Source organism: Streptomyces sp. NPDC086077 (genome assembly GCF_040686175.1).
In the GTDB taxonomy this organism is placed as follows: Bacteria; Actinomycetota; Actinomycetes; order Streptomycetales; family Streptomycetaceae; genus Streptomyces.
The window spans coordinates 1-25,520 of record NZ_JBFBJT010000082.1; the positions used below are offsets into that span (position 1 = coordinate 1).

The 25,520-nt window shown below is 70.0% G+C and carries 26 protein-coding genes and 2 pseudogenes; 18 read left to right on the forward strand and 10 right to left on the reverse strand.

The window, feature by feature from the left end:
• Positions 1 to 1,291: pseudogene (locus AB0O67_RS22890) on the forward strand (hypothetical protein); the annotation flags it as partial.
• A gap of 37 nt (positions 1,292 to 1,328) precedes the next feature.
• Here AB0O67_RS22890 and AB0O67_RS22895 read toward each other — a convergent pair.
• From AB0O67_RS22895 to AB0O67_RS22925, 7 genes are all read right to left on the reverse strand, one after another.
• Positions 1,329 to 2,009: a hypothetical protein gene (locus tag AB0O67_RS22895; RefSeq protein WP_365452879.1), complete on the reverse strand. Its 681-nt coding sequence runs from the start codon at positions 2,007 to 2,009 to the stop codon at positions 1,329 to 1,331.
• Positions 2,010 to 2,152: 143 nt separating this feature from the next.
• On the reverse strand, positions 2,153 to 3,808 hold the full coding sequence (locus AB0O67_RS22900) for a long-chain fatty acid--CoA ligase (RefSeq protein WP_365452882.1): 1,656 nt from the start codon (positions 3,806 to 3,808) through the stop codon (positions 2,153 to 2,155).
• Between the two features lie 151 nt (positions 3,809 to 3,959).
• The gene (locus tag AB0O67_RS22905; RefSeq protein ID WP_365452885.1) at positions 3,960 to 4,517 is read right to left on the reverse strand and encodes a SigE family RNA polymerase sigma factor; all 558 of its coding nucleotides are present in this window, start codon (positions 4,515 to 4,517) and stop codon (positions 3,960 to 3,962) included.
• A gap of 214 nt (positions 4,518 to 4,731) precedes the next feature.
• On the reverse strand, positions 4,732 to 5,871 hold the full coding sequence (locus AB0O67_RS22910) for a lipid-transfer protein (protein WP_365452888.1): 1,140 nt from the start codon (positions 5,869 to 5,871) through the stop codon (positions 4,732 to 4,734).
• Positions 5,868 to 6,263, reverse strand: coding sequence for a MaoC family dehydratase (locus AB0O67_RS22915; RefSeq protein ID WP_365452891.1), 396 nt, complete (start codon positions 6,261 to 6,263; stop codon positions 5,868 to 5,870). The genes AB0O67_RS22910 and AB0O67_RS22915 overlap by 4 nt, the downstream gene beginning before the upstream one ends.
• Positions 6,260 to 7,345, reverse strand: a complete 1,086-nt coding sequence (locus tag AB0O67_RS22920; protein ID WP_365452894.1) for an OB-fold domain-containing protein — start codon at positions 7,343 to 7,345, stop codon at positions 6,260 to 6,262. The genes AB0O67_RS22915 and AB0O67_RS22920 overlap by 4 nt, the downstream gene beginning before the upstream one ends.
• A 222-nt stretch (positions 7,346 to 7,567) precedes the next feature.
• Positions 7,568 to 7,891: a hypothetical protein gene (locus AB0O67_RS22925; RefSeq protein WP_365452897.1), complete on the reverse strand. Its 324-nt coding sequence runs from the start codon at positions 7,889 to 7,891 to the stop codon at positions 7,568 to 7,570.
• Between the two features lie 361 nt (positions 7,892 to 8,252).
• Between AB0O67_RS22925 and AB0O67_RS22930 the strand changes: the two genes are divergently transcribed.
• The 5 genes and pseudogenes from AB0O67_RS22930 to AB0O67_RS22950 all read left to right on the forward strand — a co-directional run bounded on the left by AB0O67_RS22930 (position 8,253) and on the right by AB0O67_RS22950 (position 11,755).
• Positions 8,253 to 9,128 (forward strand): bifunctional DNA primase/polymerase, encoded by an 876-nt coding sequence (locus AB0O67_RS22930; protein WP_365452900.1) that lies wholly within the window; start codon positions 8,253 to 8,255, stop codon positions 9,126 to 9,128.
• Positions 9,129 to 9,170: 42 nt separating this feature from the next.
• The gene (locus tag AB0O67_RS22935) at positions 9,171 to 9,611 is read left to right on the forward strand and encodes a hypothetical protein (protein ID WP_365452903.1); all 441 of its coding nucleotides are present in this window, start codon (positions 9,171 to 9,173) and stop codon (positions 9,609 to 9,611) included.
• A gap of 337 nt (positions 9,612 to 9,948) precedes the next feature.
• Entirely contained in the window at positions 9,949 to 10,659 is a 711-nt protein-coding gene (locus AB0O67_RS22940) for a hypothetical protein (protein ID WP_365452906.1), read from the forward strand.
• A pseudogene (locus AB0O67_RS22945) lies at positions 10,622 to 10,816 on the forward strand (helix-turn-helix domain-containing protein); the annotation flags it as partial. The gene AB0O67_RS22940 and the pseudogene AB0O67_RS22945, both read left to right, overlap by 38 nt.
• Before the next feature lie 132 nt (positions 10,817 to 10,948).
• A complete protein-coding gene (locus AB0O67_RS22950; protein WP_365452965.1) occupies positions 10,949 to 11,755 on the forward strand; it encodes an ImmA/IrrE family metallo-endopeptidase in 807 nt (268 codons plus the stop codon).
• Positions 11,756 to 11,905: 150 nt separating this feature from the next.
• Here AB0O67_RS22950 and AB0O67_RS22955 read toward each other — a convergent pair whose 3' ends face one another.
• The 3 genes from AB0O67_RS22955 to AB0O67_RS22965 form a co-directional block, all read right to left on the reverse strand.
• A complete protein-coding gene (locus tag AB0O67_RS22955) occupies positions 11,906 to 12,844 on the reverse strand; it encodes an SUMF1/EgtB/PvdO family nonheme iron enzyme (protein ID WP_365452909.1) in 939 nt (312 codons plus the stop codon).
• Positions 12,845 to 12,892: 48 nt separating this feature from the next.
• Positions 12,893 to 13,678: an aminotransferase class IV family protein gene (locus tag AB0O67_RS22960; RefSeq protein WP_365452912.1), complete on the reverse strand. Its 786-nt coding sequence runs from the start codon at positions 13,676 to 13,678 to the stop codon at positions 12,893 to 12,895.
• Positions 13,679 to 13,831: 153 nt separating this feature from the next.
• Positions 13,832 to 14,215: a GntR family transcriptional regulator gene (locus tag AB0O67_RS22965; protein ID WP_365452915.1), complete on the reverse strand. Its 384-nt coding sequence runs from the start codon at positions 14,213 to 14,215 to the stop codon at positions 13,832 to 13,834.
• 527 nt (positions 14,216 to 14,742) lie between these two features.
• Here AB0O67_RS22965 and AB0O67_RS22970 point away from each other — a divergent pair.
• The 12 genes from AB0O67_RS22970 to AB0O67_RS23025 all read left to right on the forward strand — a co-directional run bounded on the left by AB0O67_RS22970 (position 14,743) and on the right by AB0O67_RS23025 (position 25,482).
• A complete protein-coding gene (locus AB0O67_RS22970) occupies positions 14,743 to 15,000 on the forward strand; it encodes a DUF6284 family protein (RefSeq protein ID WP_365452918.1) in 258 nt (85 codons plus the stop codon).
• Positions 14,997 to 16,106, forward strand: coding sequence for a hypothetical protein (locus AB0O67_RS22975; RefSeq protein WP_365452921.1), 1,110 nt, complete (start codon positions 14,997 to 14,999; stop codon positions 16,104 to 16,106). The genes AB0O67_RS22970 and AB0O67_RS22975 overlap by 4 nt, the downstream gene beginning before the upstream one ends.
• Positions 16,103 to 16,438 carry an RRQRL motif-containing zinc-binding protein gene (locus AB0O67_RS22980; protein ID WP_365452923.1) on the forward strand — a complete coding sequence of 112 codons (336 nt, stop codon included), beginning with the start codon at positions 16,103 to 16,105 and terminating at the stop codon, positions 16,436 to 16,438. Before AB0O67_RS22975 ends, AB0O67_RS22980 begins: the two co-directional genes overlap by 4 nt.
• A gap of 108 nt (positions 16,439 to 16,546) precedes the next feature.
• The gene (locus AB0O67_RS22985; protein ID WP_365452926.1) at positions 16,547 to 18,142 is read left to right on the forward strand and encodes a hypothetical protein; all 1,596 of its coding nucleotides are present in this window, start codon (positions 16,547 to 16,549) and stop codon (positions 18,140 to 18,142) included.
• A 1-nt stretch (position 18,143) separates the two neighbouring features.
• Positions 18,144 to 20,258, forward strand: coding sequence for an FtsK/SpoIIIE domain-containing protein (locus AB0O67_RS22990; RefSeq protein ID WP_365452929.1), 2,115 nt, complete (start codon positions 18,144 to 18,146; stop codon positions 20,256 to 20,258).
• A gap of 213 nt (positions 20,259 to 20,471) precedes the next feature.
• Entirely contained in the window at positions 20,472 to 20,663 is a 192-nt protein-coding gene (locus AB0O67_RS22995) for a hypothetical protein (RefSeq protein WP_193454344.1), read from the forward strand.
• 24 nt (positions 20,664 to 20,687) lie between these two features.
• Positions 20,688 to 21,194 carry a hypothetical protein gene (locus AB0O67_RS23000; protein WP_365452933.1) on the forward strand — a complete coding sequence of 169 codons (507 nt, stop codon included), beginning with the start codon at positions 20,688 to 20,690 and terminating at the stop codon, positions 21,192 to 21,194.
• An 11-nt stretch (positions 21,195 to 21,205) separates the two neighbouring features.
• The gene (locus AB0O67_RS23005) at positions 21,206 to 21,721 is read left to right on the forward strand and encodes a hypothetical protein (RefSeq protein WP_365452936.1); all 516 of its coding nucleotides are present in this window, start codon (positions 21,206 to 21,208) and stop codon (positions 21,719 to 21,721) included.
• A gap of 87 nt (positions 21,722 to 21,808) precedes the next feature.
• Positions 21,809 to 22,543 carry a DNA methylase gene (locus AB0O67_RS23010; RefSeq protein ID WP_365452939.1) on the forward strand — a complete coding sequence of 245 codons (735 nt, stop codon included), beginning with the start codon at positions 21,809 to 21,811 and terminating at the stop codon, positions 22,541 to 22,543.
• Positions 22,540 to 23,367, forward strand: coding sequence for a bifunctional DNA primase/polymerase (locus tag AB0O67_RS23015; RefSeq protein WP_365452941.1), 828 nt, complete (start codon positions 22,540 to 22,542; stop codon positions 23,365 to 23,367). The genes AB0O67_RS23010 and AB0O67_RS23015 overlap by 4 nt, the downstream gene beginning before the upstream one ends.
• Positions 23,368 to 23,369: 2 nt before the next feature.
• The gene (locus tag AB0O67_RS23020; protein ID WP_365452944.1) at positions 23,370 to 24,845 is read left to right on the forward strand and encodes an ATP-binding protein; all 1,476 of its coding nucleotides are present in this window, start codon (positions 23,370 to 23,372) and stop codon (positions 24,843 to 24,845) included.
• Positions 24,846 to 25,293: 448 nt separating this feature from the next.
• Positions 25,294 to 25,482 carry a helix-turn-helix domain-containing protein gene (locus AB0O67_RS23025; protein WP_150217502.1) on the forward strand — a complete coding sequence of 63 codons (189 nt, stop codon included), beginning with the start codon at positions 25,294 to 25,296 and terminating at the stop codon, positions 25,480 to 25,482.
• Positions 25,483 to 25,520: the final 38 nt, after the last annotated feature.

A 25,520-nucleotide genomic window follows, 5' to 3' on the forward strand; every position in this document is an offset into this window, starting at 1 on the left:
GATGATCGACCTGGGCTGCGGCAACGGCACCCAGACGCGTTTCCTCGCTGCGCGCTTCCCGCGCGTCCTCGGCGTCGACCTGTCCGTGGCGGCCGGGCCGACCACCGCGACGCAGGCGCGGATGGCGCAGCCGCTGCCCGCCGAGGCCGGCGGTGCCGCCGCTCCGGTGGATCCGAACTCCACGCAGGGCCGGGCGATCAGCGTGCGGACCCTGGGGCAAGGTGTGCCGTTCACACGGCAGGCGGCCCAGGTGCAGCAGCCGTCGGCCGGGGCCACCCCGCCGCCGCATCAGTCGACCGGCGGTGGCCGGCGCCGCAAGCTGGGCACGCCGCCTGAACCGGCCGCCGCGCGCCCGCACCCGCAGGGCGAACCGCAGTCCGTCCAGCAGAAGCAGGCGGGGCAGTCGGGGCAGTCGCGGCTCGCGGGGCCGGCGAGCGAGGGCGCCGGACGTTCGTACGCCATAGGCGCACCGGACGAGAACGCCGCCGAGGGCCCCGAACCGCTGGACGGTCCCGGTGGGGCCGTCGAGGTCGCCGACCCGCCGCGGCCGCAGCCGATGGACGACGAACTGCCGCCGGAGCCGCTGGACAACCCGCGTCGGCTGCTGGTGTGGCCCGCGCCGGACGTGTCGACGCAGCAGGCGCTGAGCGAGCGCGGCTACCGGCCGGTGATCGTGCACTCGCGCGAGGAGGTCGACGCGCAGATCGCCGCGTTCCCGGCGGCGCTGTTCGTGGACCCGCTGACCGGGCCGATCACGCGGACGGCGCTCCAGTCGCTGCGGCAGGCGGCCGTGGCGGCCGAGGTGCCGGTCATGGTGACGGCCGGGCTCGGGCAGGCGACGCGCGAGGCGGCGTACGGCGCCGACCCCGCCGTCCTGCTGAAGGCCCTCGCGCCGCGGGACAGCGAGCAGCACCCGCCGCGCGTGCTGCTCATCGAGGAGCACGCGGAGATCGCGCTGGCGCTCACCGCGACGCTGGAGCGGCGCGGGATGCAGGTGGCGCGGGCGGCGAGCGACGCGGACGCCGTGACGCTGGCGGGGCAGTTCCGGCCGAATCTGGTGGTGATGGACCTGATGCAGGTGCATCGGCGCCAGTCCGGGATCGTCGACTGGCTGCGTGCGAACGGGCAGCTCAACCGCACCCCGTTGGTCGTCTACACGGCCGCCGTCGACCAGGCCGACCTGCCGCGGCTCGCCTCCGGCGAGACGGTGCTGTTCCTCGCGGAGCGGTCCACGAGCACGGAGGTGCAGAGCCGGATCGTGGAACTGCTGGCGCGGATCGGGACAAACTGACCGGCGGCGCCGTTCGGCCGGGGGTTGCCGCGCTCGGTCACCCGGAGCCGGCGGCGCTCGTCAGCGCGCTGACGACTGCCCGTTCGCCGAGGCCGTTGACGGCCTTCTCCAAGCTGTCGTCGGACCGGCGGGAGAAGCGTTCGCCGCTGGCCACGTCCTCCTCGGTCAGGACCCGCCCGCACCATTCGCCCCGCCCCGCCGTGCGGTCGTCGAACGGGACGGCGGCACCCTCGCCCAGGACTGCCCAGCCTTCGGCGGTCCAGCGCACGGCCAGCAGATAGGTGTGGCCGGTCTCCAGTCGGGGCGCGTAGGCGGCGGTCCGCTCGACGCGGTCGCCGCTCGTGCGCAGGACGCGCCAGCCGGGGGCGGTGAGTGCGAAGCTCTCGCCGATCGACCGGTCGGGGCGCGGGGCGGACCAGAGGACGTCGTCCGTGCGGAGGGTGACCGTGCGGTCGGTCTGATGGCGGTACGAGCCCTTGTCGAACTCGCGGCGGTTGGTCTCCTCCTCGCGGACCGGCTCGGCCACGACGACGTGATCGGCGTACTCGACCCAGTCCTGGGCGGTCTGCGAGGGGTAGGGATCCTGGGCCAGACCGCAGCCGACCACCGTGTCCAGACCGCCTCGGCCGACCAGCACGGCCCCGGCGACACCGGCCAGGGCCAGGAACACCGAGAACGGGCGGAGCGGGATGCCGCGTGCTGAATGCGTCAGGTTCATGACGTACTAGACGATCACTCGGTCCTGACGGATGCGGCGTACACGGTGCGTCGTGGATCACTCTCAGCGCGCTGTCGGCCGCCGCGTCGGCGACCGCGTCCGTACGGCGGTGGCGGCCGCCGCCGTACGGACCTGTGCGCCTCTCAGAGCTGGGTGATGTCCAGCTCCCCCTCGGCGTACTGGCGGCGCAGCACCTTTTTGTCGAACTTGCCGACGCTCGTCTTGGGGACGGCCGGGATGACCGTCCAGCGCTCCGGGAGCTGCCACTTGGCGATCTTGCCCTCGCCGGCCAGGAAGGCGCGCAGGGTCTCGAAGTCGGCCGTGGCGCCCTCCTTCAGCACCACCGTGGCCAGCGGACGCTCGCCCCACTTCTCGTCGGGGACGGCGACCACGGCGGCCTCGGCGACGTCCGGGTGGGACATCAGGGCGTTCTCCAGGTCCACCGAGGAGATCCACTCACCGCCGGACTTGATGACGTCCTTGGCACGGTCGGTGAGGGTGAGGTAGCCGTCGGCGCTGATCGTGCCGACGTCGCCGGTCTTGAGCCAGCCGTCCTCGCTGAACTTGTCGGCGGGGCGCAGGGGTTCGGCGTCGGGGCCGTTGTAGTAGGCGCCCGCGATCCAGGCGCCGCGGACCTCCAGCTCGCCGGCGGACTCGCCGTCCCAGGGCAGGCGCTCGCCGCCGGGACCGGTGAGGCGGGCCTCGACGCCCGCCGGGAAGCGGCCCTGGGTGAGCCGGTAGGCGAACTCCTCGTCGGTGCCGACCGCGTGGGCCGGCGGGCGGGCGACCGTGCCGAGCGGGGATGTCTCGGTCATGCCCCAGGCGTGACAGACCCGCATGCCCAGCTCGTCGAAGGCCGCCATGAGCGAGGGCGGGCAGGCCGAGCCGCCGATGGTGACCTGGGTGAGGGAGCGGACGTCACGCGGGTTGGCGGTCAGCTCGGCCAGCAGGCCCTGCCAGATGGTCGGCACCGCGGCGGCGTGCGTCGGCCTCTCCCGCTCGATCATCTCGGCGAGCGGGGCGGGCTGCAGGAAGCGGTCCGGCATCAGCATGTTGACGCCGGTCATGAAGGTGGCGTGCGGCAGGCCCCAGGCGTTGACGTGGAACTGGGGGACCACCACGAGGGAGGTGTCCTCGTCGGTCAGGCCCATCGACTGGGTCATGTTGACCTGCATGGAGTGCAGGTAGATCGAACGGTGGCTGTAGACCACGCCCTTGGGGTCGCCCGTGGTGCCGGAGGTGTAGCACATGGCGGCGGCCTGACGCTCGTCCAGCTCCGGCCAGTCGTAGGTGACCGGCCTGTCGGCGATCAGGTCCTCGTACTCGTGCACCTGGACGTCGGCCTCGGCGAGCAGGGAGCGGTCGCCCGGACCGGCGACGACGACGTGCTTGAGCGTCTTCAGATGCGGCAGGAGGGGTGCCAGCAGCGGCAGCAGGGAGCCGTTGGCGATCACCACGCGGTCGGCGGCGTGGTTGACGATCCAGGTCAGCTGCTCCGCGGGGAGGCGAAGGTTCAGGGTGTGCAGGACCGCGCCCATGCAGGGGATCGCGAAGTACGCCTCGACATGCTCGGCGTTGTTCCACATCAGTGTGGCGACCCGGTCGTCGGCCTCGACCCCGAGGTCGTCACGCAGGGCGTTCGCCAACTGGGCGGCGCGGGCGCCGATCTCGGCGTAGGAGCGGCGCTGCGGATCACCCTCGCCGGTCCAGGTGATCACCTGCGACGATCCGTGGATCGTGGCCCCATGGGTCAGGATCCTTGAGATCAGCAGCGGTACGTCCTGCATGGTGCTCAGCACGGCGGTCCTCCCGGGGCGACATTGCCTACGCGGCGGTAAGGCGTGCGCTGATTCTGCGCACATACCGCGCGGTATGTCACTAGATCCGGCTGATCGATCACCTCACGTTGCCGGACAGAATGCAGCGAGAACGAACAACTCGCCGCTCAGCTCAGCGCACCAGCCCGAGCTCGGCGTCCTCGCGCAGCTTGCCCAGCGCCCGTGAGACCGCTGACTTCACCGTGCCGACGGACACATCGAGCACCTCGGCCGTCTGGGTCTCGCTCAGGTCCTCGTAGTACCTGAGGACGACCATCGCCCGCTGCCGGGCCGGGAGTCTCATGATCGCCCGCCACATGGCGTCGCGCAGCGCCTGCTGCTCGGCCGGGTCGTCGCCGCCGGGCAGCGGCTCGGGCTCGGGCAGCTCGTCGCAGGCGAACTCGTCCACCCGGCGCTTGCGCCACTGCGACGTACGGGTGTTCAGCAGCGCGCGGCGGACATAGCCGTCCAGCGCGCGGTGGTCCTCGATGCGCTCCCAGGCGACATACGTCTTGGTGAGTGCGGTCTGCAGCAGGTCCTCCGCATCGCACGGGTTCGCGGTGAGCGACCGGGCGGTGCGCAGCAGCACGGGCCGGCGGGCCCGGACGTACGACGCGAAGGACGGGTACGTGGGGGTCTGCGTCCTAGGTGCGGCCGCGTTCGAGGCGGTGGTGCAGACGGGTGTGGTCATGACTCCAAGCTAGGTTCGGGACCCCCTGGCGCGGATCGCCCGCAGGTCCCGAAGCCGGGTCCCCCTCAGGGTGTAGAGGTGCGGCCCGCTGCACCTCCTGGAGGTGGACGGGCGGTGGACCCGGCCTGCGGGTGCGCCCCCTAGGGGGCGCGGGGAACAGGGCCTGGAACGGGGGCTTCCGGAGGGCGCTGCCCTTGTGGGGTGCCGGGCGCGTTCACCTCCCGGACGTCAGCACCAGTCCCGACGTCGGCACGCCCGTCCCCGCCGTCACCAGCACCCGTTCCGCCCCCTGCACCTGGTTCACGGACGTGCCGCGCAGCTGCCGTACCGCCTCCGCGATCCCGTTCATGCCGTGCAGGTACGCCTCCCCGAGCTGGCCCCCGTGCGTGTTCATCGGCAGCCGGTCCTCGGCGACGAAGGCGGCCGCCTCGCCGCGCCCGCAGAACCCGTACTCCTCGAGTTGCATGAGCACGAACGGCGTGAAGTGGTCGTAAAGGATCCCCACGTCGATGTCGGCCGGGCCGCAGCCCGCCGTCCGCCACAGCCGCCGGGCCACCACCGCGGCCTCCGGCAGCTCGGTCAGGTCGCCGGTGTGGAAGCTCGTCATCTGCTCCTGCGCGCGCCCCGCCCCCTGGGCGGCCGCCGCGATCACGGCGGGGCGATGCCGCAGATCCCGCGCGCGTTCGGGCGAGGTGACGACGAGGGCCTGGCCGCCGTCCGTCTCCTGGCAGCAGTCCAGCAGCCGCAGCGGTTCGGCGATCCAGCGGGAGGCGGCGTGCTCGGCGAGGGTGATGGGGCGGCCGTGGAAGTACGCCGCCGGGTTGGCCGCGGCGTGCCGGCGTGCCATGACGGCGACCGGCCCGAAGGCCTCCTCGGAGGTCAGCCCGTACGTGTGCAGATACCGCTGCGCCGCCATCGCCACCCAGGACGCGGGCGTCAGCAGCCCGAACGGCATCACCCAGCCCAGCGCGACGCCCTCCGCCGTCGGCTCCCGGTTCCGGACGCCGGAACCGAAGCGGCGGCCCGAACGTTCATTGAACGCGCGATAGCAGACGACCACTTCCGCCGCCCCGGACGCCACCGCCAGCGCCGCCTGCTGCACGGTCGCGCACGCCGCGCCACCGCCGTAGTGGACGCGGGAGAAAAAGGACAGCTCGCCGATGCCGCACGCCCGGGCGACGGTGATCTCCGGGTTGGCGTCCATGGTGAAGGTCACCATGCCGTCCACGTCGGCGGGCGTCAGCCCGGCGTCGTCGAGCGCCGCCCGCACCGCCTCGACGGCCAGGCGCAGTTCGCTGCGCCCGGAGTCCTTGGAGAACTCGGTCGCGCCGATGCCGGCGATCGCGGCCCTCACGAGGTGCCCCCGGCGGGCAGCGTGAGGGTCACCGTGCCGGTGACGTGCCGGCCGATGCCGTTGTCGCCGGTCACGCGGATCACGGCGGTCGGCCCGTCGACCGCCTCGACGCGGCCGTTCAGCACCATGGTGTCGCCCGGGTGGTTGGGCGCGCCGAGCCGGATGGCGACCTTGCGCAGGACGGCGGTGGAGCCGAAGTGGTCGGTGAGATAGCGGCCGACGAGGCCGTTCGTGGTCAGGATGTTCATGAAGACGTCCGGCGAGCCCTTCTGCCGGGCGAGCTCCGGGTCGTGGTGCACGTCCTGGTAGTCGCGCGAGGCGATCGCCCCGGCCACGATCAGGGTGCGGGTGATCGCGATCTCCAGCGGCGGCAGCTCGTCCCCCACGTTCACGACAGCCCTCCCCGGAAGACGGGCAGCACCAACTCGTCGTCGTACCGCCGGAACTCAAGCCGCACCGGCATCCCGATCCGCACCTTGTCGTACGGCACCCCGACCACGTTGCTGACGATCCGCACGCCCTCCGCCAGCTCGACCAGGCCGACGGCGTAGGGCGGGCGGAAGGCCGGGAAGGGCGGGTGGTGCATGACGACGTACGAATGGACCGTGCCGTCCCCGGCCGCCCGGACGGTGTCCCAGTCGAGGCCGCCGCACGCGGCGCAGCCGGGGAGCCAGGGGAACCGCAGGGTGCGGCAGCCGGTGCAGCGCTGGATCAGCAGCTCGTGCCGCCGGACGCCCTCCCAGAAGCCGGCGTTGTCTCGGCTCACGACGGGGCGGGGACGGGTCTCGGCCGGGGCCCGCTGACGCTGGGCGGGAGCGTACTTGAGGATGCGGAAGCGATGGGTCCCGGCGAGTTCGCCGGCGGCGTGGACGCGGGTGCGGGTGGTGATGAAGTAGCCGGTGCCCAGCTTGGTGGTCTTCCTCGGCGAGACCGACTCGATCACCGTGTCGAAGGTGATCTCGTCGCCGGGGCGCAGGGGGCGCAGATACTCCTGCTCGCAGTCGGTGGCGACGACCGAGGTACAGCCGGCCTCGTCGAGCAGCCCGAGGAGTTCGTCGTAGGCCGGTGTCCGGTCCGGGGGGCGGGAGGGGCGGGCAGGGGCGGTACCCGCCGGGCGGCCAGGGGCGGAGGCGGCGGGACCTGCCGGGCGGGCAGGAGCGGAGGTGACGGGACCGGAGCCGGAGACGGCGGGGCCGGGGGCGGCCGGGGCGGTGGGCCCCGGGACGGCCGGAGCGTTGAAGCCCGGGGCGGCCGGGGCGGTGGGCCCGGAGAGCCCGGCCATCGTCCAGGCCTGGAGCATGGTGGGCGGGGCGACGGCGCCGGGGCCCGTGTACGCCGGGTTGGTGTCGCCGAGGGCCTCGCACCAGTGCCGGATCATGGGCAGGTTGACCGGGTCCTTGCCGGTGCCGGCGAGCGTGGCGGGACGCCCCTCGTAGGCCTTGAGGCGCGCGAACAGGTCGTCGTCGTCAGCCATGGCCGTCGTAACCCCTTCCTCCGGACAGTTCCTGACTGTCCGTCAGATACAGAGGCCTGTCAAGGCCGGTACACGCAAGGGACGGGCGCGGTCGACGGCGGGAGGGAGAACGTCTGCGCGGCGGTGCAGAAGCACCGCCGCGCGGACTGACCTTGTTCACCCCACTGAACACGCCCCACACGTGAGTCGAGGGGACCGGCGCCGCGCACCGGCCCCCTCAGATCACCACCAGGGGTAGAAGTTGACGGCGACGTTCTCGTTGCCCTGCTGGATGGCCGTGTACGCCGAGTCGTCGACCTGCGCGGTGTTGCTCTGGTTCGAGGCGCCCGCGCCGACCGCCTGCTGCTGCGTGGTCGACGAGTTGCCGTTGTTGTCGTCGCCGACACCACTGCCGATGATGCCCGCGAACGCGTTGGTGACGGAGGCGGTCGATCCGTTGTCCGCGAAGGAGCCGTTGTCCGCCGTCGCAACACCGGCGAAGAGGGCGGCTGCGAGCGGAAGGGCGGAGACGGCGGCGACCACGCGAGCGGTACGGATGCTTGCCATGTTGGGTTCCTCCAGTAGCAAATACGCCCGGCCGGACGGCCTTGAGCGCGTGAAGTACGGCTTTCACCAGGGCAGTTGGCCGACCGCCCCGGCGGTGTGAGCACGACGTCGCGAGATCAGGATTGCCCACCGAATCCCCGGCGAACCACCCCGGAAGCGGTGATTCGCCCTCAAGCGTGATGACAAGTCGATAAACCCCTTAGGCCATGTTGCGCCCGCACTTCAGGGCACACAGGACACCTCTTCACCAAGCGACGCAAGAGGGGAAGCGTTCCGCCAACTTTTCCGACAATCGCCTGGTCACCGGCGCGTCGGGCGTGCCCCCCTTCCCTTCTTCGAACACTCGTACGAAAATAGAGGCATGGCCACCACCGACCGGCAGGCCACGACGCTGGCCCTCGCACACGCCCTGTCAGCCGCCGAACGCGGCCTGGCCGTCATCCCGCTGTCGCGGACCAAGCTCCCGGCCCTCCGCTCCCCCCACCGAACCGACCCCGAGGCCCCTGCCTGCCACGGCGAATGCGGCCGCTTCGGGCACGGGGTGTACGACGCCTCGACCGATCCGCGCCGGATCCGCGAACTGTTCGCCGCTGCCCCTTGGGCCACCGGCTACGGCATCGCCTGCGGGCTGCCGCCGCACCATCTGATCGGCGTCGACCTGGACACCAAGTCGGGCACGGACTCCTCGGCCGCCCTGCGCGAACTGGCACTGCGGCATCTGTTCACGATCCCGGAGACGGTGGTCGTCCTCACCCCCAGCGGCGGCCGGCACCTGTGGCTCACCGGCCCCCCGGACACCGCCGTCCCCAACTCGGCCGGTCGCCTCGCCCCCGGCATCGACATCCGCGGCGCCGGCGGCTACCTCGTCGGCCCCGGCTCCCGCACCGACCACGGCGTCTACGGCACCGCGCCCGGCACGGCCCACCTTGCCCCGGCCACCTGTCCACCGGCCCTGCTCCGCCTGCTCCTGCCACCGCCCCGCACGCCCACCACGCCGAACTCCAGGACCGGGCACGGCGGCGGCCACGGCCAGGGCCTCGTCCAGTTCGTCCTCGCCGCGCACGAGGGGCAGCGCAACACCCGCCTGTTCTGGGCGGCCTGCCGCGCCTACGAGAACCTCCTGGCCCCGGACCTGCTCCCCGCGCTGATCGAGGCGGCCCTCGGGACGGGGCTCAGCGAGCGGGAGGCGCGGGCGACGATCGCCTCGGCCGCCCGCCTGACCGGGCACCGTCCGTGAAAGCGGGTGATCGGCCCCGCGCCCTCGCCCTAATGTGGGCCCATGTCGCTGACCCGCATCATCCTCTCCTCCGGCCGTTCGATCGAACTGACCGAGCTGCGCATGACGTCGACGTACGGCGACATGCTGGAGGGCCATCCCTGTGAGCAGCTCAACGACATGAAGATCAACGCGCTGGTGCGGGGCGCGCAACGCGCCAGTCCGACGACCCGGGTCCACCTGATCCCACCGCAGCGCGAGTATCCCGACCAGAAGGCGGGCGGCTTCGGCCCGGTGGAGGTGCTGCCTGCGGTGGGCTGCGCCGGGGCGTTCCACTCGACGCCGGTGGACGGGTCCCACGACCCGCTCGACCCGGTCCTGTACCGCTCCCGCCTCACGGTGGTCTGGTTCCAGCCGACACCGGCGACGCCGTCGGGACACGAGGCGGATGCGGGCCTGCTGGCCCTGGACTGGGAGGGACTGGCACAGAACCACGAACTCTGAGCCACACCGCCGCAGCACTCGCAAGACCAACGGCCTCTGACCTGAACACCAGGTCAGAGGCCGTTCGCTGTGCGGTGGGTGTGGGATTTGAACCCACGGTGGCTCGCGCCACGACGGTTTTCAAGAGCGTTCCTGCGCCAACGTCTCGATGGCCGCTGACCTGCGCCAACGACCGGGAGCACGGCCGACGCCGCCGCCCCTGGCCCACACATGGCCCACAACGACTCTGTCAGGACACACGGGTTACGTGCACTGCGCGGGCGACCACCAAGGTGGGGCTTCCCCTTTTTGGACCTCATTTGAGGTAGCATTTGGGGAAGTCGATCACGGAGGCTCGATGCTGAAGCACCCTGCGCAACCGCCTGACAGCTCCACCAAGATCACTCCCCCCGACGAGGCGGACGCCCGTCTCCGCCAGTGGGGGCTCTCCGCCGAGCATTTTCGGGAGAGTGTCACATTTGGCGACAACGCCCGGAAACGGGTCGATCAGCCGTGGTATCCGCGTACGTACGCGGGTGTGGCCATGTGGGCAGAAACGCTCGCAGGACTCCGTCGACAACTGAAGAAGTTGCAGCAGGGCTGGCGCATAGGCCGGACGGGAAACTATGAAACCGTCTACTCCGAGGAGAAGCGCCTGGCCTTTGCCGTCGTAGCGGGCGACAAATACACTGGTACACGAGGTAAGCGCCACCCGAAGCTCACCAGGAAGAGGGGACCTAAGACCAGAGAGCGAGTTGAGAGGAACGCTGAATTCGTTCAGCCAACACTCTGGGGGGAGATCGAGGGAGTCCGCTCTGTACCGACACAGGATGCCGACCTAACTCCCGACGAGGACTGCTCAACCTGGTTCCTGGTCGTCCACGCCGACGAAGACGAGATTCGGTTGGAGGTCTCGCTCGCACGAGACATTGGAGACGGCCTAGTTAGCGAATGGGTGGAGCGCATCCTCATCCCGCCGATCCCTTCATCGGGAGCGGTAGCACCTATAGAGTCAGACGAGGATGACGACGATGACGGAGAATCAATGGTATTCAGGGCTACTTCGTAATGAAGGACCGTCATTTAATCCTGCAAGGCTGACATCAGCGAGAGAGCGCAGAGGACTTACAAAACAGGGACTCGCTGAACTGTGCGACGTTTCGCGGCGCACAGTTACGGCCTGGGAAGCCGGACAGGTGGATTCACCTCCGGCAGACCAAATTGCGCGAGCCTTGTCCCTTCCGCAGTCCTATTTTTTCTCCGATGACCCACCACAAGTGAAGGAGGAGTGGGTCACCTTTCGGGCTCTTTCGTCCATGACAGCTCGACAACTGCGGCGGGTGCTTGCGGTCAGCTCTATGGCAATCGAGCTGAGCGGATGGATTGACAAGCATTACGGCACGCCGATCACCGACCTACCCGATGTTGCCGACCCATCCGATGTTCCCCCGGCGATGGTAGCCGAGCAACTTCGGTCTACCTGGGGGCTGCACCAAAAACCCATTAAAAGCATGCTGGCCCTCCTCGAACGCAGGGGAGTACGCGTGTTCTCACTCCCTGCGGCGGATCGAGAAATCGATGCCTTCTCCTTCAAATACGAAGGTCGACCCTTTGTATTCCTAAACACGAGCAAAACGGCTGAGCGGACGAGATTCGACCTGGCGCACGAACTAGGCCACCTGGTACTACACGAAGCTGCCAACATGAACCTCTCAAGGCAGATCGAGCAGGAAGCTCACGACTTCGCCGCGAGCTTTTTGGTACCAGCCGACGGCCTATACGCTCAAGTGGTAGGAAAGCTCCGCCTGGATGATGTATTCAAGCTGAAGAAGTACTGGAAAGTTTCAGCCCTTGCCATGGTTGAGCGCCTGTACAGGCTGGAGTTCATTTCGGAGTGGAACAGAAGGCAGTGGCTCATCGAGTTGTCCGAGAGAGGGTTTCGCACTGCTGAACCAGACGGAATGCAGCCAGAGCCTTCGAAGTTCCTTACCGATTTGTTCAAGCTAGCCAGGGAAGATGGCTGGACGTCTCGCACGATCGCGGACCAGCTTCAGGAAAGCGAGCAAGACCTTGATGCGCTGGTCTTCGGACTAGCCATGGCGGCCGTCCCTGGCGGAGGCCAAAAGAGCCCTGCAGTAACGGGCCACCTGCGAATTGTCAGATAGCGGAAGCGTGCGTCCGTCATCTTTCATGGTTTGCATCGCGACTGTTAGTTGGTCAGCAGAGAGATGACGTCGGCACGGCGGTTTCAGGAGCCCCACCGTGCCGACGTTCGGGCATCATCAGAAGATGGCCCGCCGCGAGAAGTCCAGGGGTCACCTGATGTGCGGCGCCATCTGCTGAGGTGTCGCCACACAGCGGAAGCCTGTGTCGTCGTCATGCATCGTGTCGTCGGCGTCGTTGGGAACGGCCGGCACTCCTCGGAACAGAGGGCTCGTGAAGGCGCTCCCCCGAAGTTCGTACCGTCCTGGCTCGGTCGGGGTAGCAAGCCACTCCCACACGTTGCCCACCATGTCGTAGACCCCGTAAGGCGAGACACCGCTGTGGTACCGCGATACGGAGGTCGTACGCTCCACTCCGGTCTCTCTGACGTTGCACTTCGCGGCAGTCTTCTGGTCACCCCAGGGGAAGGTGCGGCCGGAGGTTCCGCGCGCTGCCTTCTCCCACTGCTCTGCTGTGGGCAGCGACTTCCCCGCCCACGTCGCGTAGGCATTCGCGTCTCGCCACGTCACGTGAACAACGGGGTGGTCGTACAGCTCGCGCGGACAACGACCGTTCTCCCAGTGCTCGGGCACGGGGTGCCGAGTGGCCGCACAGAATCGCGCATAGTCGGCGTTAGTGGTCGGGAAGGTGTCGATGTGGAATTCATCCACCCACACCGGATCGTCGCCCTCTCCAGATAAGAAGATCCCTTCGGGCACGCGCGCCATGAGCTTTCCGTCTCCGGGATGCTTCACGTACTCGCCACTGCTCGTCTGGTCTTCGTCAGGCTCGATGACCGCTTGAGTGGGTATGTCATCCGCCGCGAGGATGCCGACGAAGCGTCCCTGGGCGTCCTGGTCGGCTTTGGCTAGCAAGGTGTCCAAGGCCGCCTGGTTCACCATGCGCAGGGTGGCTCGCTCGCCGTCAGCTTCCCACCGCGACACGATCCGGTCGGACACCCCGAGTCTCTCGGCGAACTCCATGAGGCTCATCCGTACGGCTTCACGCAGTGCCTTAACTTCACGGCCGGTCCATTTCGTAACGAGTGGCATGGGCTACCTCTGTCGTGAATCGCTGCCCCAACGGGTAGCGGATCGCGCCTACAGTCGGTCGCCGGGAATTCCGACGTATCCGACGCGCAGCGCTTCGAGCACGGGGTGATCCTGCGGGAACTGCACGTCGTCGATCACGCTCACGGAGCGCACGCCGATCGTTGTGTTCGTGGCAAAAGCCGCGGCCATGGTTGGAAGGTCGGCGAGCTGTACCGGGGCTGTGACCTGCTTGGGAGCGTCCAAGCTTTGGAGGAGGAGCATCGTCGTACCGGGGAGGACAGGGGCGTCCGGCCAAATGACAGTCCCGTCCTGGTCGACGAAGCCCAGGTTCCACGTGCCGCCCTCAGAGACGCGACCGTCCGGCTCGACGAACACCGCATCGTCAAAACCGGCGAGCTGTGCATCACGCCGAATCCGGAGCTGCGAGTGAAGACCGATGTGCTTCACCACCGCACTGTCCCGGGTGAAGGTGAAGGACTTGGCGGTAAGCGGGGGCGGGGGCATGGCGCCCGCCGGCCGCAAGTTCACGAGAACATGGGGGTCCTTGGCATCACTGGGACGCCCCATGTCGATCCCAGGGTCGAAAACCGTGACTCGGAGACCGGCAATCCCGGTGACGCCTTCCGCTGCCTTACGGATGTAGCTCAGCGTCCGCTCGCGGTCCAACTCCACCCCGAAGACGATGCGGCAGTCCCGAACCAACCGATCGAGGTGAAGCGACAGGCCACGAATCGTGCCGTCCTCCATGCGCATGGAGGTGAAGTGGCCGTAGTTGGTGAGGGCAAGGCTCTGGAGTTCGTCGAGGGTGACGGGTTTCCCGTTCAGTTCAGCCATGGGGCCAGTCTTACAGCCCCTGACGATCCGCCAACACCCAGCTAAGCGGCCAAAGTTCGGATTAGTTCGGTGCGGGGGCGGCGAGAGTACGTACTCACGGAGCGCTCGCCGGGACACGCTTTGAGCATGATGGCGGACACACCCCGAGAGACGCTAAGCGCCGGGCTCCTCGTTGGCGGGACCCACGACCGCTTCAAGCTGCTTGACGCGCTCGACAAGGCCGGCCAGTTCGGTCGAGACGCGCGCGACCTCGGCTTGCAGCTCGGTCAGGCGCTGAGCGGCCTCACGGGGCGCCTGCTCGCCGGGAGCGGGGTCACGGACGTAGGTGCCGCTCCCCGTGCGGCCTTCGACCAACCCTTCTTCCTGGAGTTGCGCGTAGGCGTTCTGCACGGTCATCAGGGCTACCCCGAGCTTCTTGGCGTAGGCCCGAGCGCCAGGGAGGCGGTCCCCGGGGCCGAAGGTCCCTGCGGCGATTTCGTCTCTGACCCTGGCTGCGATCTCGCGGGCGTTGAGCTTCCTCTTCGGCTGTGAGTCCACCCCGAAAGCGTACTTGACCTAGGTCGTTTGCAGTCAGGTCGCCAGACCGCTTGACGCCCCAAAGCGACCTAGGTAGCTTTCATGGCAACGGCAAGCTACCTAGGTCGCTCTGCTTGGGGGTCATTTGACCTGCACGAACAGCGTCCGGATGCACGGCCCGGAGCCTGCGCTGTGGAGAACTCAACAGAGTGCCGACCCAGCCACCTGAACACGGGTGGTCGATGGGTGCGGGTCACCATCCTGACCGCCCATGTCGGGCCGGGTGACCTGCCCGGATCCGCCCTTCGGGGCGGTATCTGGCATTGCGTGATCTGACATCCGCAGAACCTTCGCGGGGCGTTCGACGCCCTGCCTGAGCACCAGTGCTCACGGTCCCCGACACCTCTGCCGTACGCGGTGTGACGTGCCGGGGAGCCGCGGTCGCTCGTGCTTCGCGAGAGGACCTGTCCCCGTACGGCGGGCGGCTCCCGGGGTGCCTCCCGGGAGCCGCTGTTCGGGCCGTACCTACTGCTAGGGAGACACGACCCATGAAGCTCATCGTTGCTGTTCAGGGGCCCGTTACTGATGGCCTGCCCGACGCGGAACCGTCCTGGCAGGACCTTCACGCCATCGAGTTGGAGCGTCCGCTGATCGATGCGGAGATGGACTTGCTGGACGTCCAGATCAGCCTGTTGGACCGGCCGGTGTCGGAGCTGGATCAGCGTCGTCTGCGGCGGGCCGCGAACAAGGTTCTGGCCGCCCGCCGCACGGTCGCCAACCGTCTCGGGACGGGGGAAGCCGCATGACCGGCACTGCCGTCACGACGTCGCCGCGCAAGCTCACCCGCGGCCAAGCGCTCGTGCTGACCGCGGCCTTCGTGCCGATGGTCGCGACCGGCGGGTTCGGTGCGATCGGCACGTTCTCCAACATCAGCCACATGTACGGCAAAGGCACCGCGGCCGGTGCCGTCGCGGCCGGTGAGGGCGCCACCGCGGTCCTCGCGCTGGTCCTGCTAGGTCTTACGATGCTGGGCCAGGCGTCCCCGTGGCCGGTGCGCGCCGGACTGTGGGCCCTGCCGGCCGCGGCCTCGGCGATGTCGGCGATGGCCGCCCCGGATGCAGGCCGCATGGTCATCTACGCGCTGACCCCGATGGGCATGTCCGTGTCCGCCGAGGGCGCCGCGTTCCTCGCCCGTCGCATCGTCGTCCACCGCGATGGCCGCGATCCGGAGGCCGAGCGCAAAACGGCTGAGCTTGTTCAGGCTCTCGCCTATCACCGGGCCCGTGCCGCCAACCACCCGGACGCCAAGGTGCAGGCGGAGTCGGAGCGGGAGTCGTGGAAGCTCGCGGAGAAGGTCGGCGTCGGTGACGTCACGCTCGGGGCGCGGCTGGTGGATGTGCAGCGCGAGCGCGTCACCGAGGGCGCGGATGCCGCGCTGGCCGCCATGTTCGGCACGCCCGTGACGCCGACCGTCACGCCCCTGGAATCCGCCCCGGTGGCTGCACCGGCCCTGCCCCCCTCGGACACTGCCCGGGAGACGGAAGACACGCAGGTCAAACGCCTGCCTCCCGGCCCGCGCAGTGAGTGTGACGACGGGCGTGACGCCACCGTGACGACGGACGTCGAACCGCCCGCCGAGGATGCCGAGCCGTCACGGGATGAGGAGGTTCGCCTCCCGGCTGTGACGCTCGCGGACGTGGCGATGGTCGCGGGTGTGACGGTCCCGGAGCCGGGAGCCACGCTCTCGGATGCTCAGCTGGTCGTGGTGCTGCGGTTCCTGCGGCACTCGCAGAACCCGCCGCTGTCGTATCGGCAGGCCGCGACGGAGTTCCGCGGGCAGGGCTTCAAGGGCGCCGAGGACCGGGTGCGTGAGGCGTGGACAACGCTCATGGCCGCCGAGAGCACGTCGTGACCCTGCCCGTCTACCGCTGGCGCCTGGCCCCGGACGGCTATGCGACCTACCGGCAACTGCGCGCCCTCGGTCTGCGGCCCGGCGGGCAGGACGTCGCGGCCCAGCTCGAACGCCCGCGGCGCCGGCGCGGCCCGCTGGTCGCCTACCTGTACCGCATCGACCAGGCCAAGCCGGTGCGTCCGATGACGCCGGGCCGGTGGGCGGCCCTGGCCAAAGCCAACGCCGCCCGCCGCGTCTGCCCCGAGTGCCGGCGCGACGTCGGCTACGTCATCCCACCCTCGCTGGGCATGTGCGGCTCCTGTGCCGCCCCCGAGGAACAGTGCGCTGCCTGAAATCCCCTGTCTGAACAGCGCATCCCCCATACAGGTGCAGGACCCGAACGCACCTTCTCACCAGCTCGTTCGGGTCCTGCTTCTCACTCCGGAAGGAGTGCTCTCAGCATGACCGACATCAGTACGGAAGCGGTAGTGGCCCCCGCCACCACCGACACCCCGCCCGCCCCGGCCCCTGCACAGGCTGTGGACAAGGCGGATGAGCAGAAGAACAGCCAGGTAGAGGACGCTCCGGGTGGTTGGCCGGTCGCGCCGCTGGCCCTGTCCGGGGCCAACGCCACAGTCTCCACGATCGCGGGGGCGGGGCTGGTCGGCGGGCCGGTCGCCGCAGTGGTCGCCGCGACCGGCATGGTCGTGTTCGGCACCCTCGCCTCCTACCGCAGCCGCAACCCGCGCCCGAAGCAGGCTGCACGTCGTGCCGCCGCGCGTACCGCGGCCCGTCAGCACGCCGCCCGACACCGTTCCGGCGGCCTCAACACCGCCGGTCGCAGGACCGGTTCAGGCGGCGGTCGCACGGCTGGGGGATCGGGCAAGGTCCCCGGTCAGAAGCGGCGCGGACCGGGCGCCGGTCTGGGGCGTGGCGCGGCTGGTCAAGGGCGGTCCGGGGCGGCCAAGCACAGTGCTCCGGTCTCCCTGAACAAGCCCGCCGGGCTCAAGAGCGGTGGTCGTGGCGGTGCGGCGGGCGCGCTGTCCAAGGCGGGTCAGGTCAAGGCGCTGCGGAAGGCGCAGAAGCAGGCCGGAGCGTCCCGCGCGCAGAAGCGCGAGCAGACCTCTGCGGCCCGGCGCGCGGTGGCCGACGCTCGCCGCAACATCCCCAAGTCCCACAAGGCGCGGGCACGGTCGGGTGGTCTGGCCGGTCGCATGCTCGGCGGTGCGGGCCGGAAGGCGCGTGCGGTGAAGCAGGCGGCCATCGCCAAACAGCGTGCCCGCCGGGACGCGGCCACCGCGCGGAAGGTGGCCGACGGGCGGTCCAGCGTGCGCAAGGCGCCCGCCCGGCAGGCCGCGAGGAAGGCCCTGCGCCGCTCTGCAGCGCGCTTCCACGGGCGCCGAGCCCTGGCCGCCTTGCTCGCGTTCCCGATCGGTCTCCTCGGGTTCGTGTCCAGCCCGTTGGGTCGGAAGTTGGGCCTGCCCTGGCTGGTCCACCCCGGCCGGCGCCTGTACCGACGGCTGACCGGCGCGGCCCGCGAGCAGCGCGCCGAGCGCGATGCGGCGATCCGTGAGGAGCAGGCCGCCGCGGAGGACGCGGCGGAGCAGGAGGCCGCCAAGGACGTCACCGACGGGCTTGGGGACCGGGTGGAGCGCCCGGCCGGGCCCGTCCCGAGCAACACCGATCGCACGTCGACCAGTGAAGGAGATCACGTGTCCGGGTTCCAGTTCGAAGAGCACGCCGCCGAGATGGAGCAGGCCGCACAGTCCTACGACCCCGAGGACGCCATGGAGATCCTCGCCATGGTCGAAGGGCTCCCGGCCGCGCTGACCAGCGTGGCGAACGTGATGAAGACCCTCGCCGAGCGGGCCGACAGTGAGTTCCCGCTGGAGAAGGAGGTCGCGGATGGCTTCAACGACATCTTCGGCGCCCTGATGAGCGCCGTCGCCGTCGCCGAGGACATGGGGCCGCTGTTCCGGCAGGCCCACGAGCAGGACATCGCCCGTCACGAGGACCCCCGCAACGGCCCTGAGGCCGAGAAGGGCTGGAACGTCTGACATGAGTGCCACCACTGCCGCGAACAAGAAGAAGCAGGCGGACAGTGGCCCGGTGCTGGACTGGAGTGCCGGTCACGGACCCGTGACCGGCGCCCTGTCCGCGACCACCGGAGCCCTGGCCATCGCCACCACCGGCGCCGCAACCGGCATGCCGCCCCTGTGGGCGCTCGCTGTCGGGGGTGCCGGCGCCCTCGGTCACACCGTGGCCGGGCTCAAGGTCCGCAACGCGGGCCGCACACTCGCGTTCAAGGCCGCATCCTGGCTGGTCGGCGCCGGGTGGACCACCTGGGCCATGACCACCGGCCCCCTCTCGTGGGCCGCCCTCGGCTCCCTCGCCACAATCGGCGTCGGCATGGGCGCCGGCGCCCGCTCCGTCGCCCTGTACGAAGAGGCCCGCGAGGAAGAGGCCCTGGCCGCGGAGCGGCGCCAGATCGCTCAGGAGCTGAGTGCGGAGCGACGCCAGATCGCCGCGGAGTGGGTGGAGCGAGTCCGCCGGATCTGCAGCATCACCGTGCGCGTGCTGGCCGTGGAGATGTGGGAGACCGGCAACGGCTACTCCCTCGATCTCGAACCGCAGGGCGGCACCACCTACGACCGCATCGCCCAGTACGCCGCGGCCCTGTCGGCGGACGCGAAGCTGCCGCACGGCTGCACCGCCGCAGTCGGCCCCGGCGTACACCAGGGCCGCGCCATCGTGGACGTCACCACCCGCAACGTCCTCGCCGAAGCCCGCACCTACCCCGAGGACTACACGCCGCTGTCGATCCTGACCGGCATCCCCTGGGGGTTCCGCACCAACGGTGACGACGTCCTCGCCTACCTGCGCGAGCAGTGCGCGCTGGTCGTCGGGCCGACCGGATCGGGCAAGACGAACATGCTGCACACGATCCTGGCCGGACTCGCCCGCGCCGAGGACGTCCTGACCTGGGTGATCGACCTGAACGCCGGATCCGCCGGCCTGCCCTGGGTGCGCCCCGCCCTGAGTGGCGAACTCAAGCAGGCGGACGGGAATCCGGTGCGGCCCGGCGTGGACTGGCTCGCCGGGACCTACGAGGAGGCGCTGAAGCTGCTGGACGCGGCGATCGCGGTCGGACTGCACCGCAAACGCGCGTATCAGGAGCTGATGGCCAAGCACGACACCGACCTGCTGCCGGTGAGCGCGAAGATTCCGCAGATCATGCTGGTCATCGACGAGGGCGCGGAGATCCTGGTCAGCACCGACCGGCGGATGAAGGAACTCGCCAAGCGGATCTATGAGTTCATCCGCATGCACCGCTCCATGGGCGGGCGCACGATCATCACCGCACTCGGGGCGACCGGCAGCGTACTGGGCAACCTCCTCATCCGCCGTGAGGCCAAGATCCGCGTCGCCCTGACCGGTGGCGAGACCGAGGGCATGGACCTCTCCAAGATGTTCCCCGGTCGGCGCGGGCTGCGCGTGGATCAGGCGCCGTTCAAAGGCGCCGGCTTCATGGGCACCCCCGAGTCGCCGGGCGCGCTGTTCAAGGCGTGGCGGATCAAGCCCTCCCAGATCCGGGACATCACCGTCGCCACCAGCGACCGGCACCCGCGTCTGGACGCGGTGTCCGCGAATGCCGCGGGCGCCGACTACGCGCGGCGGTGGGACGCGGAGCGCACGGCGTGGATGCGCGACCTCACCCCGGAAGCGACCGGCACCGAGCAATCGGCCCCCAGCGCCGGGGGTGGGCTGAACCTGTCCGCGCTGCGCACCGACCGCGCCGGGACGCCGGGCGGGGACGACGACCTGTTGCGCCGGTTCCGCGAGGAGATCGACGCCCAGTTCGCCACCGCACCCGACCCCGACACCCCACCGCCCGCGGCGGGGCTGAACCTGTCCGCACTGCGCAAGGAGCAGGAGCAGGACAGTCCCGCGCAGCGGGCCGCGCTCGCCGCGCTCCTCGCCGCGGGCCGGGAAGGAACGGGCGCGTCTGCGATCGCTCGTGCACTGGCGAACGAGTACGGCACGACGCGGCAGACGGTCGTGGGCTGGCTCAAGACGTGGGCCGATGAGGGCACCGCGGTGCGGGTCGGGGAAGGCACCAAAGCCCGCTACGTCCACCGCGACCACGCCCCCGAGCCACCCTCGGGCAACTAGTGCTTGTCGCTTGTCACCCGTCCCGCACGCATACCCCTTCCCGGGGTGTCGTGGGGGTCGGAAACGGCTTGTGACCTGCAAGGCGACAAGCGACAAGACAAGCAAGGCGACAAGACAAGCGACAAGCCGCACGACAAGTCAGACGACAAGCCATCGGCGGGCAGCACCCGGGTTCGGGTGCCGCCCGCCGGCCGTTGCCCAAGGGGGCCGCTCGTGATCGTGACCCTGTCCGCCGTCGCCCTCTTCGGGCTCCTGACGTTCGTCCTCATCCGCTCCCGCTACGTCGGCCCGGGCGCCGCGCTCGCGGTGTTCCTCTTCGGATTCTTCACCGCCGACACCGGAGCCTCCACCGCCATCCGCGCCGCCATACAGGCCCTCATCAACGCCGCATCCACCATCGCCTGATCTACCGGAAGGGAGACACCTGCCGTGAGCGAGACCGAGAACGCCGCCACCGACTGGTGGCCGCGCATGAGCGATGACGCGGCCAACGCAGAGGCCCGCCGGATCATCGACGACGCCTACCGGCCCGTGGCGCAGATGCCCACCCACTTCCGCGACACCAGCCCGCTGCCCTCCCACGGCCCCACCCCGCCCGTCCCGCAGCCCGACCACCGGATCGTGCCGGCCTGGGCCGCGGGGACCGCGGTCGCCGGCATCGGCACCGGCGCCGCGTTCGTCGGCGTCGGCTGCGGGATCTGGCTCGCCTGCCAGGGATTCGCCGCCGTGACCCTGTCCAGCGTCCTGTTCGTCACCCTCCCCATCGCCGCCGTCGCCGCGGTCGCCGCCGCGATCGGGTCGGCACTGAAGGCACTCAAGGGCGTCCACACCGAAACCCACCACCACTACACCGGCCCGGTCCGCCAGGAAACCAACACCATCACCGCACCCGCGTACGGGCTGATTGCCCGCAACCGCAACGAACTCCACCGCTGAGAGAGGACCACATGGACACCACCGCCACAGACCCGGCGCAGTCCGTCCGTAACGCTGCCGAAGCTGTCCGCGAGTTCAACCACCTCACCTTCCCCCGCGCCGACCAGACACCGGCCCTGCCGTACCCGGGCGACGCGTATGACGCCATCAGCGCGCTTAAGACGCTCGCCCAGAGGCTCCCGCAGGCCATCGAACAGATCGGAACCGCGCTGGACGTCCTCACCGCAGCCGGGCACCTCGGAGCCTCCGACGGAGAGGACCCCCAACGGCATGTCGCCAACGTGCAGGGATTCCTGATCACGGCTATGGAACAGGCCGGAGGGCTCGCCCAGTGCCTGGACCTCGCGCACAGCGCCGTCAGCCCCCTTACCTACAGCGGCCCCGATGACGGCCCGGAAGACGAAGCCTGCGGTGAGGGCATGTGCCAGTGCTCATGCGTCGGTGTCCTGCACGCCTGCGGGTGCGACTGCCCCCGATGCCCCTACTGCCAGCAGGACCCCGAGAACTGCGACTGCGACGACCAGTAGCTACGCCAAGGGCGACCCCCCATTCCGCCAAGAACCGGGGTCGCCCTTGTCCAGCCAGTCACCATCAAGGAACTGGAGACCTCCAGCATGACCCAACCCACCGACATCCCGCGAGCACTCGCCCTGCGGGAACCCCTTTGGGTGTTGGACGGATGCTGCTGCATCGGCGGCGCCACCGAAGGCCTGCGCCGTGCGTTCGGCCCGAACGTCCACATCACCGGCGTCGACATCGAACCCCAACCCGACTATCGGGGCGACGCGTTCCACCAGGGCGACGTGGTCGACTTCATCCGCGACTGTGGCCGTGAGTTCGACTTCATCCACGTCTCGCCGCCCTGCCAGGGAGAGGGCGCCCCCACGAAGGGCACCAACCGCACCCGCAATGAGGCGATCGGCCGCACCTACCCCCGGCTCATCCGGCCCGTACGGGCCGCGCTGGAAGCGACGGGCCGGCCGTACGTGATGGAGAACGTGGCCGGCTCCGAGGTCCGCAAGGACATCCGCCTGTGCGGGGAACAGTTCGGCCTCGGAGTGCTGATGCACCGCTACTTCGAACTCGGCAACTGGACCACAGCGCAACCGGTCCACCCGCGCCACCGCGGGCGGGTGCGCGGCTGGCGCCACGGCGAATACCACGAGGGGCCCTACGTCGCCGCGTACGGCAAGGGCGGCGGGAAGGCCACCGTGGAGGAGATCCGGGCTGCGAAGGGCATCGACTGGTCCACCGACCACTTCCGCCTGCGGGAAGCTCTCCCGCCTGCCTACATGGAGTGGATCGGCCGCGCCTTCCTCGCTTCCGGGACGCTGGAGGTGGCGGCGTGAGCAACCACCTGCGCACCGCCCTGCGGCTCGCGGCCGAGGGGCTGCCCGTGCTGCCGCTGCGCAAGGGCAAGGTGCCCTTCGCCAACTGCCCCGCGTGCCTGTACACCTCGTGCGGCGGGCGCCCGCACATGAAGACCCCCGGCCTCTGCACCTGCCCCGCCCCTTGCCACGGCTGGGCCGCCGCTACCACAGACCCGGGCGTCATCAACTCGCCGGCATGGGCGACCGCATGGCAGGGCGCCGCGGCGGTCGCCTACCACCCCGGCGGCGCCGGCCTGACTGTCGTCGACTGCGACAACGCCGACGCGATCGCGTGGGCCCGCGAGACCCTGCCCGCCACCCGGACCGTGCCCACGACCCGCGGTGAGCACTGGCTCTACCTCGGGACGATGCCGTCGGCCAACGGCGTGCGGCCCGGCGTGGATATCAAGTCCACGATGGCCTACGCCCGCTGGCTTGGGTCCGGCACCGGCACCATGACCGCGCTGCCCGACGTCGTGCGCGCGCTCACCGCAGCCAAGCCCGCGCCCCCCGTACCCGTCAGGGTTCCCGCGCCGGCCGGGGGCGGGGAGTGCCGCCACCGCACCCCCGCCTACCTCGAACGCGGGATCGCCATGGCCGTACAGCGCATCACCGAGGCCACCAGCGCCGTGCACGCGACGGTGTACCGCACGTTCCTGGCCGTGCTCTCGACGCACGGCCGGTGCGGCTGCCTCACCGAGGATCACATCGCCCGCCTGTTCACCGCCGCTCAGGCCAAGGGCGAGAGGCCGCGGCACTGCACGGACGCGTGGACCAACGCACGCAATCGGTTGGGGCTTTGAGCATGGAAGACGACGACAAGAACCCGGCCCGGAAGGTCATCGCGGACTACGCGCAAGAGCGCTTCCGCTACTTCCGCACCGCCGACGGCACCGTCTACGCACAGCGCAAGGGCCACCCCGTGGCCCGCCCCATCCGCTCCCAGGGCACCACCGGAAGCCACCGCCAAGAACTCATGGTCGGCCTGTTCAAAGACGGACTCGGCACATTCAACGGCACCGCGATGAAGGAGGCACTCGACTTGATCGAAGCACTCGCCCTCACCGAGCAGGTCCAGCCCGTCCACATCCGCGTCGCCCCCGGCCTGGACGGAGCCACCTGGCTGGACCTGGGCCGCAACGACGGCCAATCCGTCCGCATCCACCCCACCGGCTGGGACATCCGCACCCCCGACCCCAGCGAAGTGTGCTGGCGGCGCACCCAGCTCACCGGCGAACTCCCGCTGCCAGCCAAGGACACCAACGGCAAGGGCATCGACCTGCTCTTTCGGCTCTGCAACTTCGCCAACGCCGAAACCGAGTGCCTGGCCATGGCCTGGCTGATCGGCTGCCTGGAACCCTCCGTGCCCGTCCCCGCCCCCTTCCTCACCGGCCCCCAGGGCGCGGGGAAGTCCACCGGCGGGCGGATGCTGATCAGGCTCATCGAGGGCATGACCGGGGACCTGCGCCGGGCCCCGAAAGATGAGGACAACCTGATCGCGGCCGTCGCCGCGGGATGGGTCACCGCGCTGGACAACCTCTCCCACATGACCCCGGACCTGTCCGACGCCATGTGCTGCATCGTCACCGGAGCCGAGAGCGTCAAGCGCGCCCTGTTCACCGACGGAGACGTCTTCCGCGCCCGCTACCGCCGCCCCCTGCTCCTGACCGGCATCGACGTCGGCGTCATCCGCCCCGACCTCGCCGAACGCCTCCTACCGCTCCGCCTGGAACGCCCGAAGGTGCGGCGCACCGAAGCAGAGCTGTGGGCGGAGTACGCCGAAGCCCTGCCCGTCATGCTCGGCTCCCTGCTGGACCTGACCGTCAAGGTCCGCGCCGCCACCGCTGAGACACCGACGGACCTGCGGATGGCGGACTTCGCCCACCTGTGCGCGCAGCTCGACGAGGCCATGGGCCTCGGGGCGCTGGCGGCCTACCGGGCCGGGCTGGACGACCTCAACGACGACGTCATCGAGGGCGACCTGCTCGCGCAGACCGTGCTGCAGTACGCGGCCGGCATGCAGCCCGGGGCACAGGAGCGGATGACGTCCGCGGAGTGGCTGCACCTCCTCACCCGGCTCTACAGCGGCGAGGAATGCCGCCCGCTGCCCAAGGGGTGGCCGACCACCGGCAAGGTCCTCTCCGACCGGCTCAAGCGCCTACAGCCCACCCTCGCCGCCCGCGGCCTGGTCGTGGACTGGGGACGCACCCGCGAGGCCCGCTACATCGAACTCACCGAACCCGCGCCGGCACCCGGGCCGCAACAGGAACCCGTGTTCTGAACGCGAGGTCACCACACAACAGCAAGAAGAGCACCCGGGCCGACGCGGCGATGGGTGCTCCTCTTGCTGTTCGGTGCGCAGCACCGCCCGAAGGACGTGCCGCGCAGCGGCTCCTTCTTCGCGCTCTGAGCCGCGCACAACAACAGACACCACCCCCTCTCTTTCCTAAGTAGGGGAACGCTGCGTCACCTGCGTCACACGCGACGGAAAACGGCCCCTGACCAGCCGGAAGGAGCGTGACGCAGAGCCGATCCGTCTGCGTCATCGTGCGTCACCTGCGTCACGCCACCGTGACGCAGGTGACGCGGCAGTGACGCACCCCCGCCGGGCTGTGTCACGGATTCCCCCAGGTCAGGACCCTGGATGACGCAGGTGACGCTGTGACGCAGAAATCCGAACCTCGGACAGGTGCCAGCCCGCCATGACCAGAGCCTCGAAGGAGTCGACTGTGGCACGCCCTCAGATGCTCAAGCTCCCCGAAGTCCTCGCAGAGATCAAGATGAGCCGCGCCGCCTTCTACCGCATGCGCGCCCGCGGCCAAGCCCCCCGCCTCCGCAAACTCCCCAACGGCCAAGTCCGCGTCAGCCGCGCCGACCTTGATGCCTGGTGGGAGCGCTGCGAGCAGCACGCCGCATAGATCAAACCGCTTCACCGGGGCCCGCGCTGAGCGCGGGC

Coding starts and splice junctions, on each gene's coding strand:
- AB0O67_RS22895 (WP_365452879.1), bottom strand. CDS start 2,009: ATGAACCTGACGCATTCAGCACGCGGCATCCCGCTCCGCCCGTTCTCG.
- AB0O67_RS22905 (WP_365452885.1), bottom strand. CDS start 4,517: ATGACCACACCCGTCTGCACCACCGCCTCGAACGCGGCCGCACCTAGG.
- AB0O67_RS22920 (WP_365452894.1), bottom strand. CDS start 7,345: ATGGCTGACGACGACGACCTGTTCGCGCGCCTCAAGGCCTACGAGGGG.
- AB0O67_RS22925 (WP_365452897.1), bottom strand. CDS start 7,891: ATGGCAAGCATCCGTACCGCTCGCGTGGTCGCCGCCGTCTCCGCCCTT.
- AB0O67_RS22930 (WP_365452900.1), top strand. CDS start 8,253: ATGGCCACCACCGACCGGCAGGCCACGACGCTGGCCCTCGCACACGCC.
- AB0O67_RS22935 (WP_365452903.1), top strand. CDS start 9,171: ATGTCGCTGACCCGCATCATCCTCTCCTCCGGCCGTTCGATCGAACTG.
- AB0O67_RS22940 (WP_365452906.1), top strand. CDS start 9,949: ATGCTGAAGCACCCTGCGCAACCGCCTGACAGCTCCACCAAGATCACT.
- AB0O67_RS22950 (WP_365452965.1), top strand. CDS start 10,949: ATGGCAATCGAGCTGAGCGGATGGATTGACAAGCATTACGGCACGCCG.
- AB0O67_RS22955 (WP_365452909.1), bottom strand. CDS start 12,844: ATGCCACTCGTTACGAAATGGACCGGCCGTGAAGTTAAGGCACTGCGT.
- AB0O67_RS22960 (WP_365452912.1), bottom strand. CDS start 13,678: ATGGCTGAACTGAACGGGAAACCCGTCACCCTCGACGAACTCCAGAGC.
- AB0O67_RS22970 (WP_365452918.1), top strand. CDS start 14,743: ATGAAGCTCATCGTTGCTGTTCAGGGGCCCGTTACTGATGGCCTGCCC.
- AB0O67_RS22975 (WP_365452921.1), top strand. CDS start 14,997: ATGACCGGCACTGCCGTCACGACGTCGCCGCGCAAGCTCACCCGCGGC.
- AB0O67_RS22985 (WP_365452926.1), top strand. CDS start 16,547: ATGACCGACATCAGTACGGAAGCGGTAGTGGCCCCCGCCACCACCGAC.
- AB0O67_RS22990 (WP_365452929.1), top strand. CDS start 18,144: ATGAGTGCCACCACTGCCGCGAACAAGAAGAAGCAGGCGGACAGTGGC.
- AB0O67_RS23005 (WP_365452936.1), top strand. CDS start 21,206: ATGGACACCACCGCCACAGACCCGGCGCAGTCCGTCCGTAACGCTGCC.
- AB0O67_RS23010 (WP_365452939.1), top strand. CDS start 21,809: ATGACCCAACCCACCGACATCCCGCGAGCACTCGCCCTGCGGGAACCC.
- AB0O67_RS23020 (WP_365452944.1), top strand. CDS start 23,370: ATGGAAGACGACGACAAGAACCCGGCCCGGAAGGTCATCGCGGACTAC.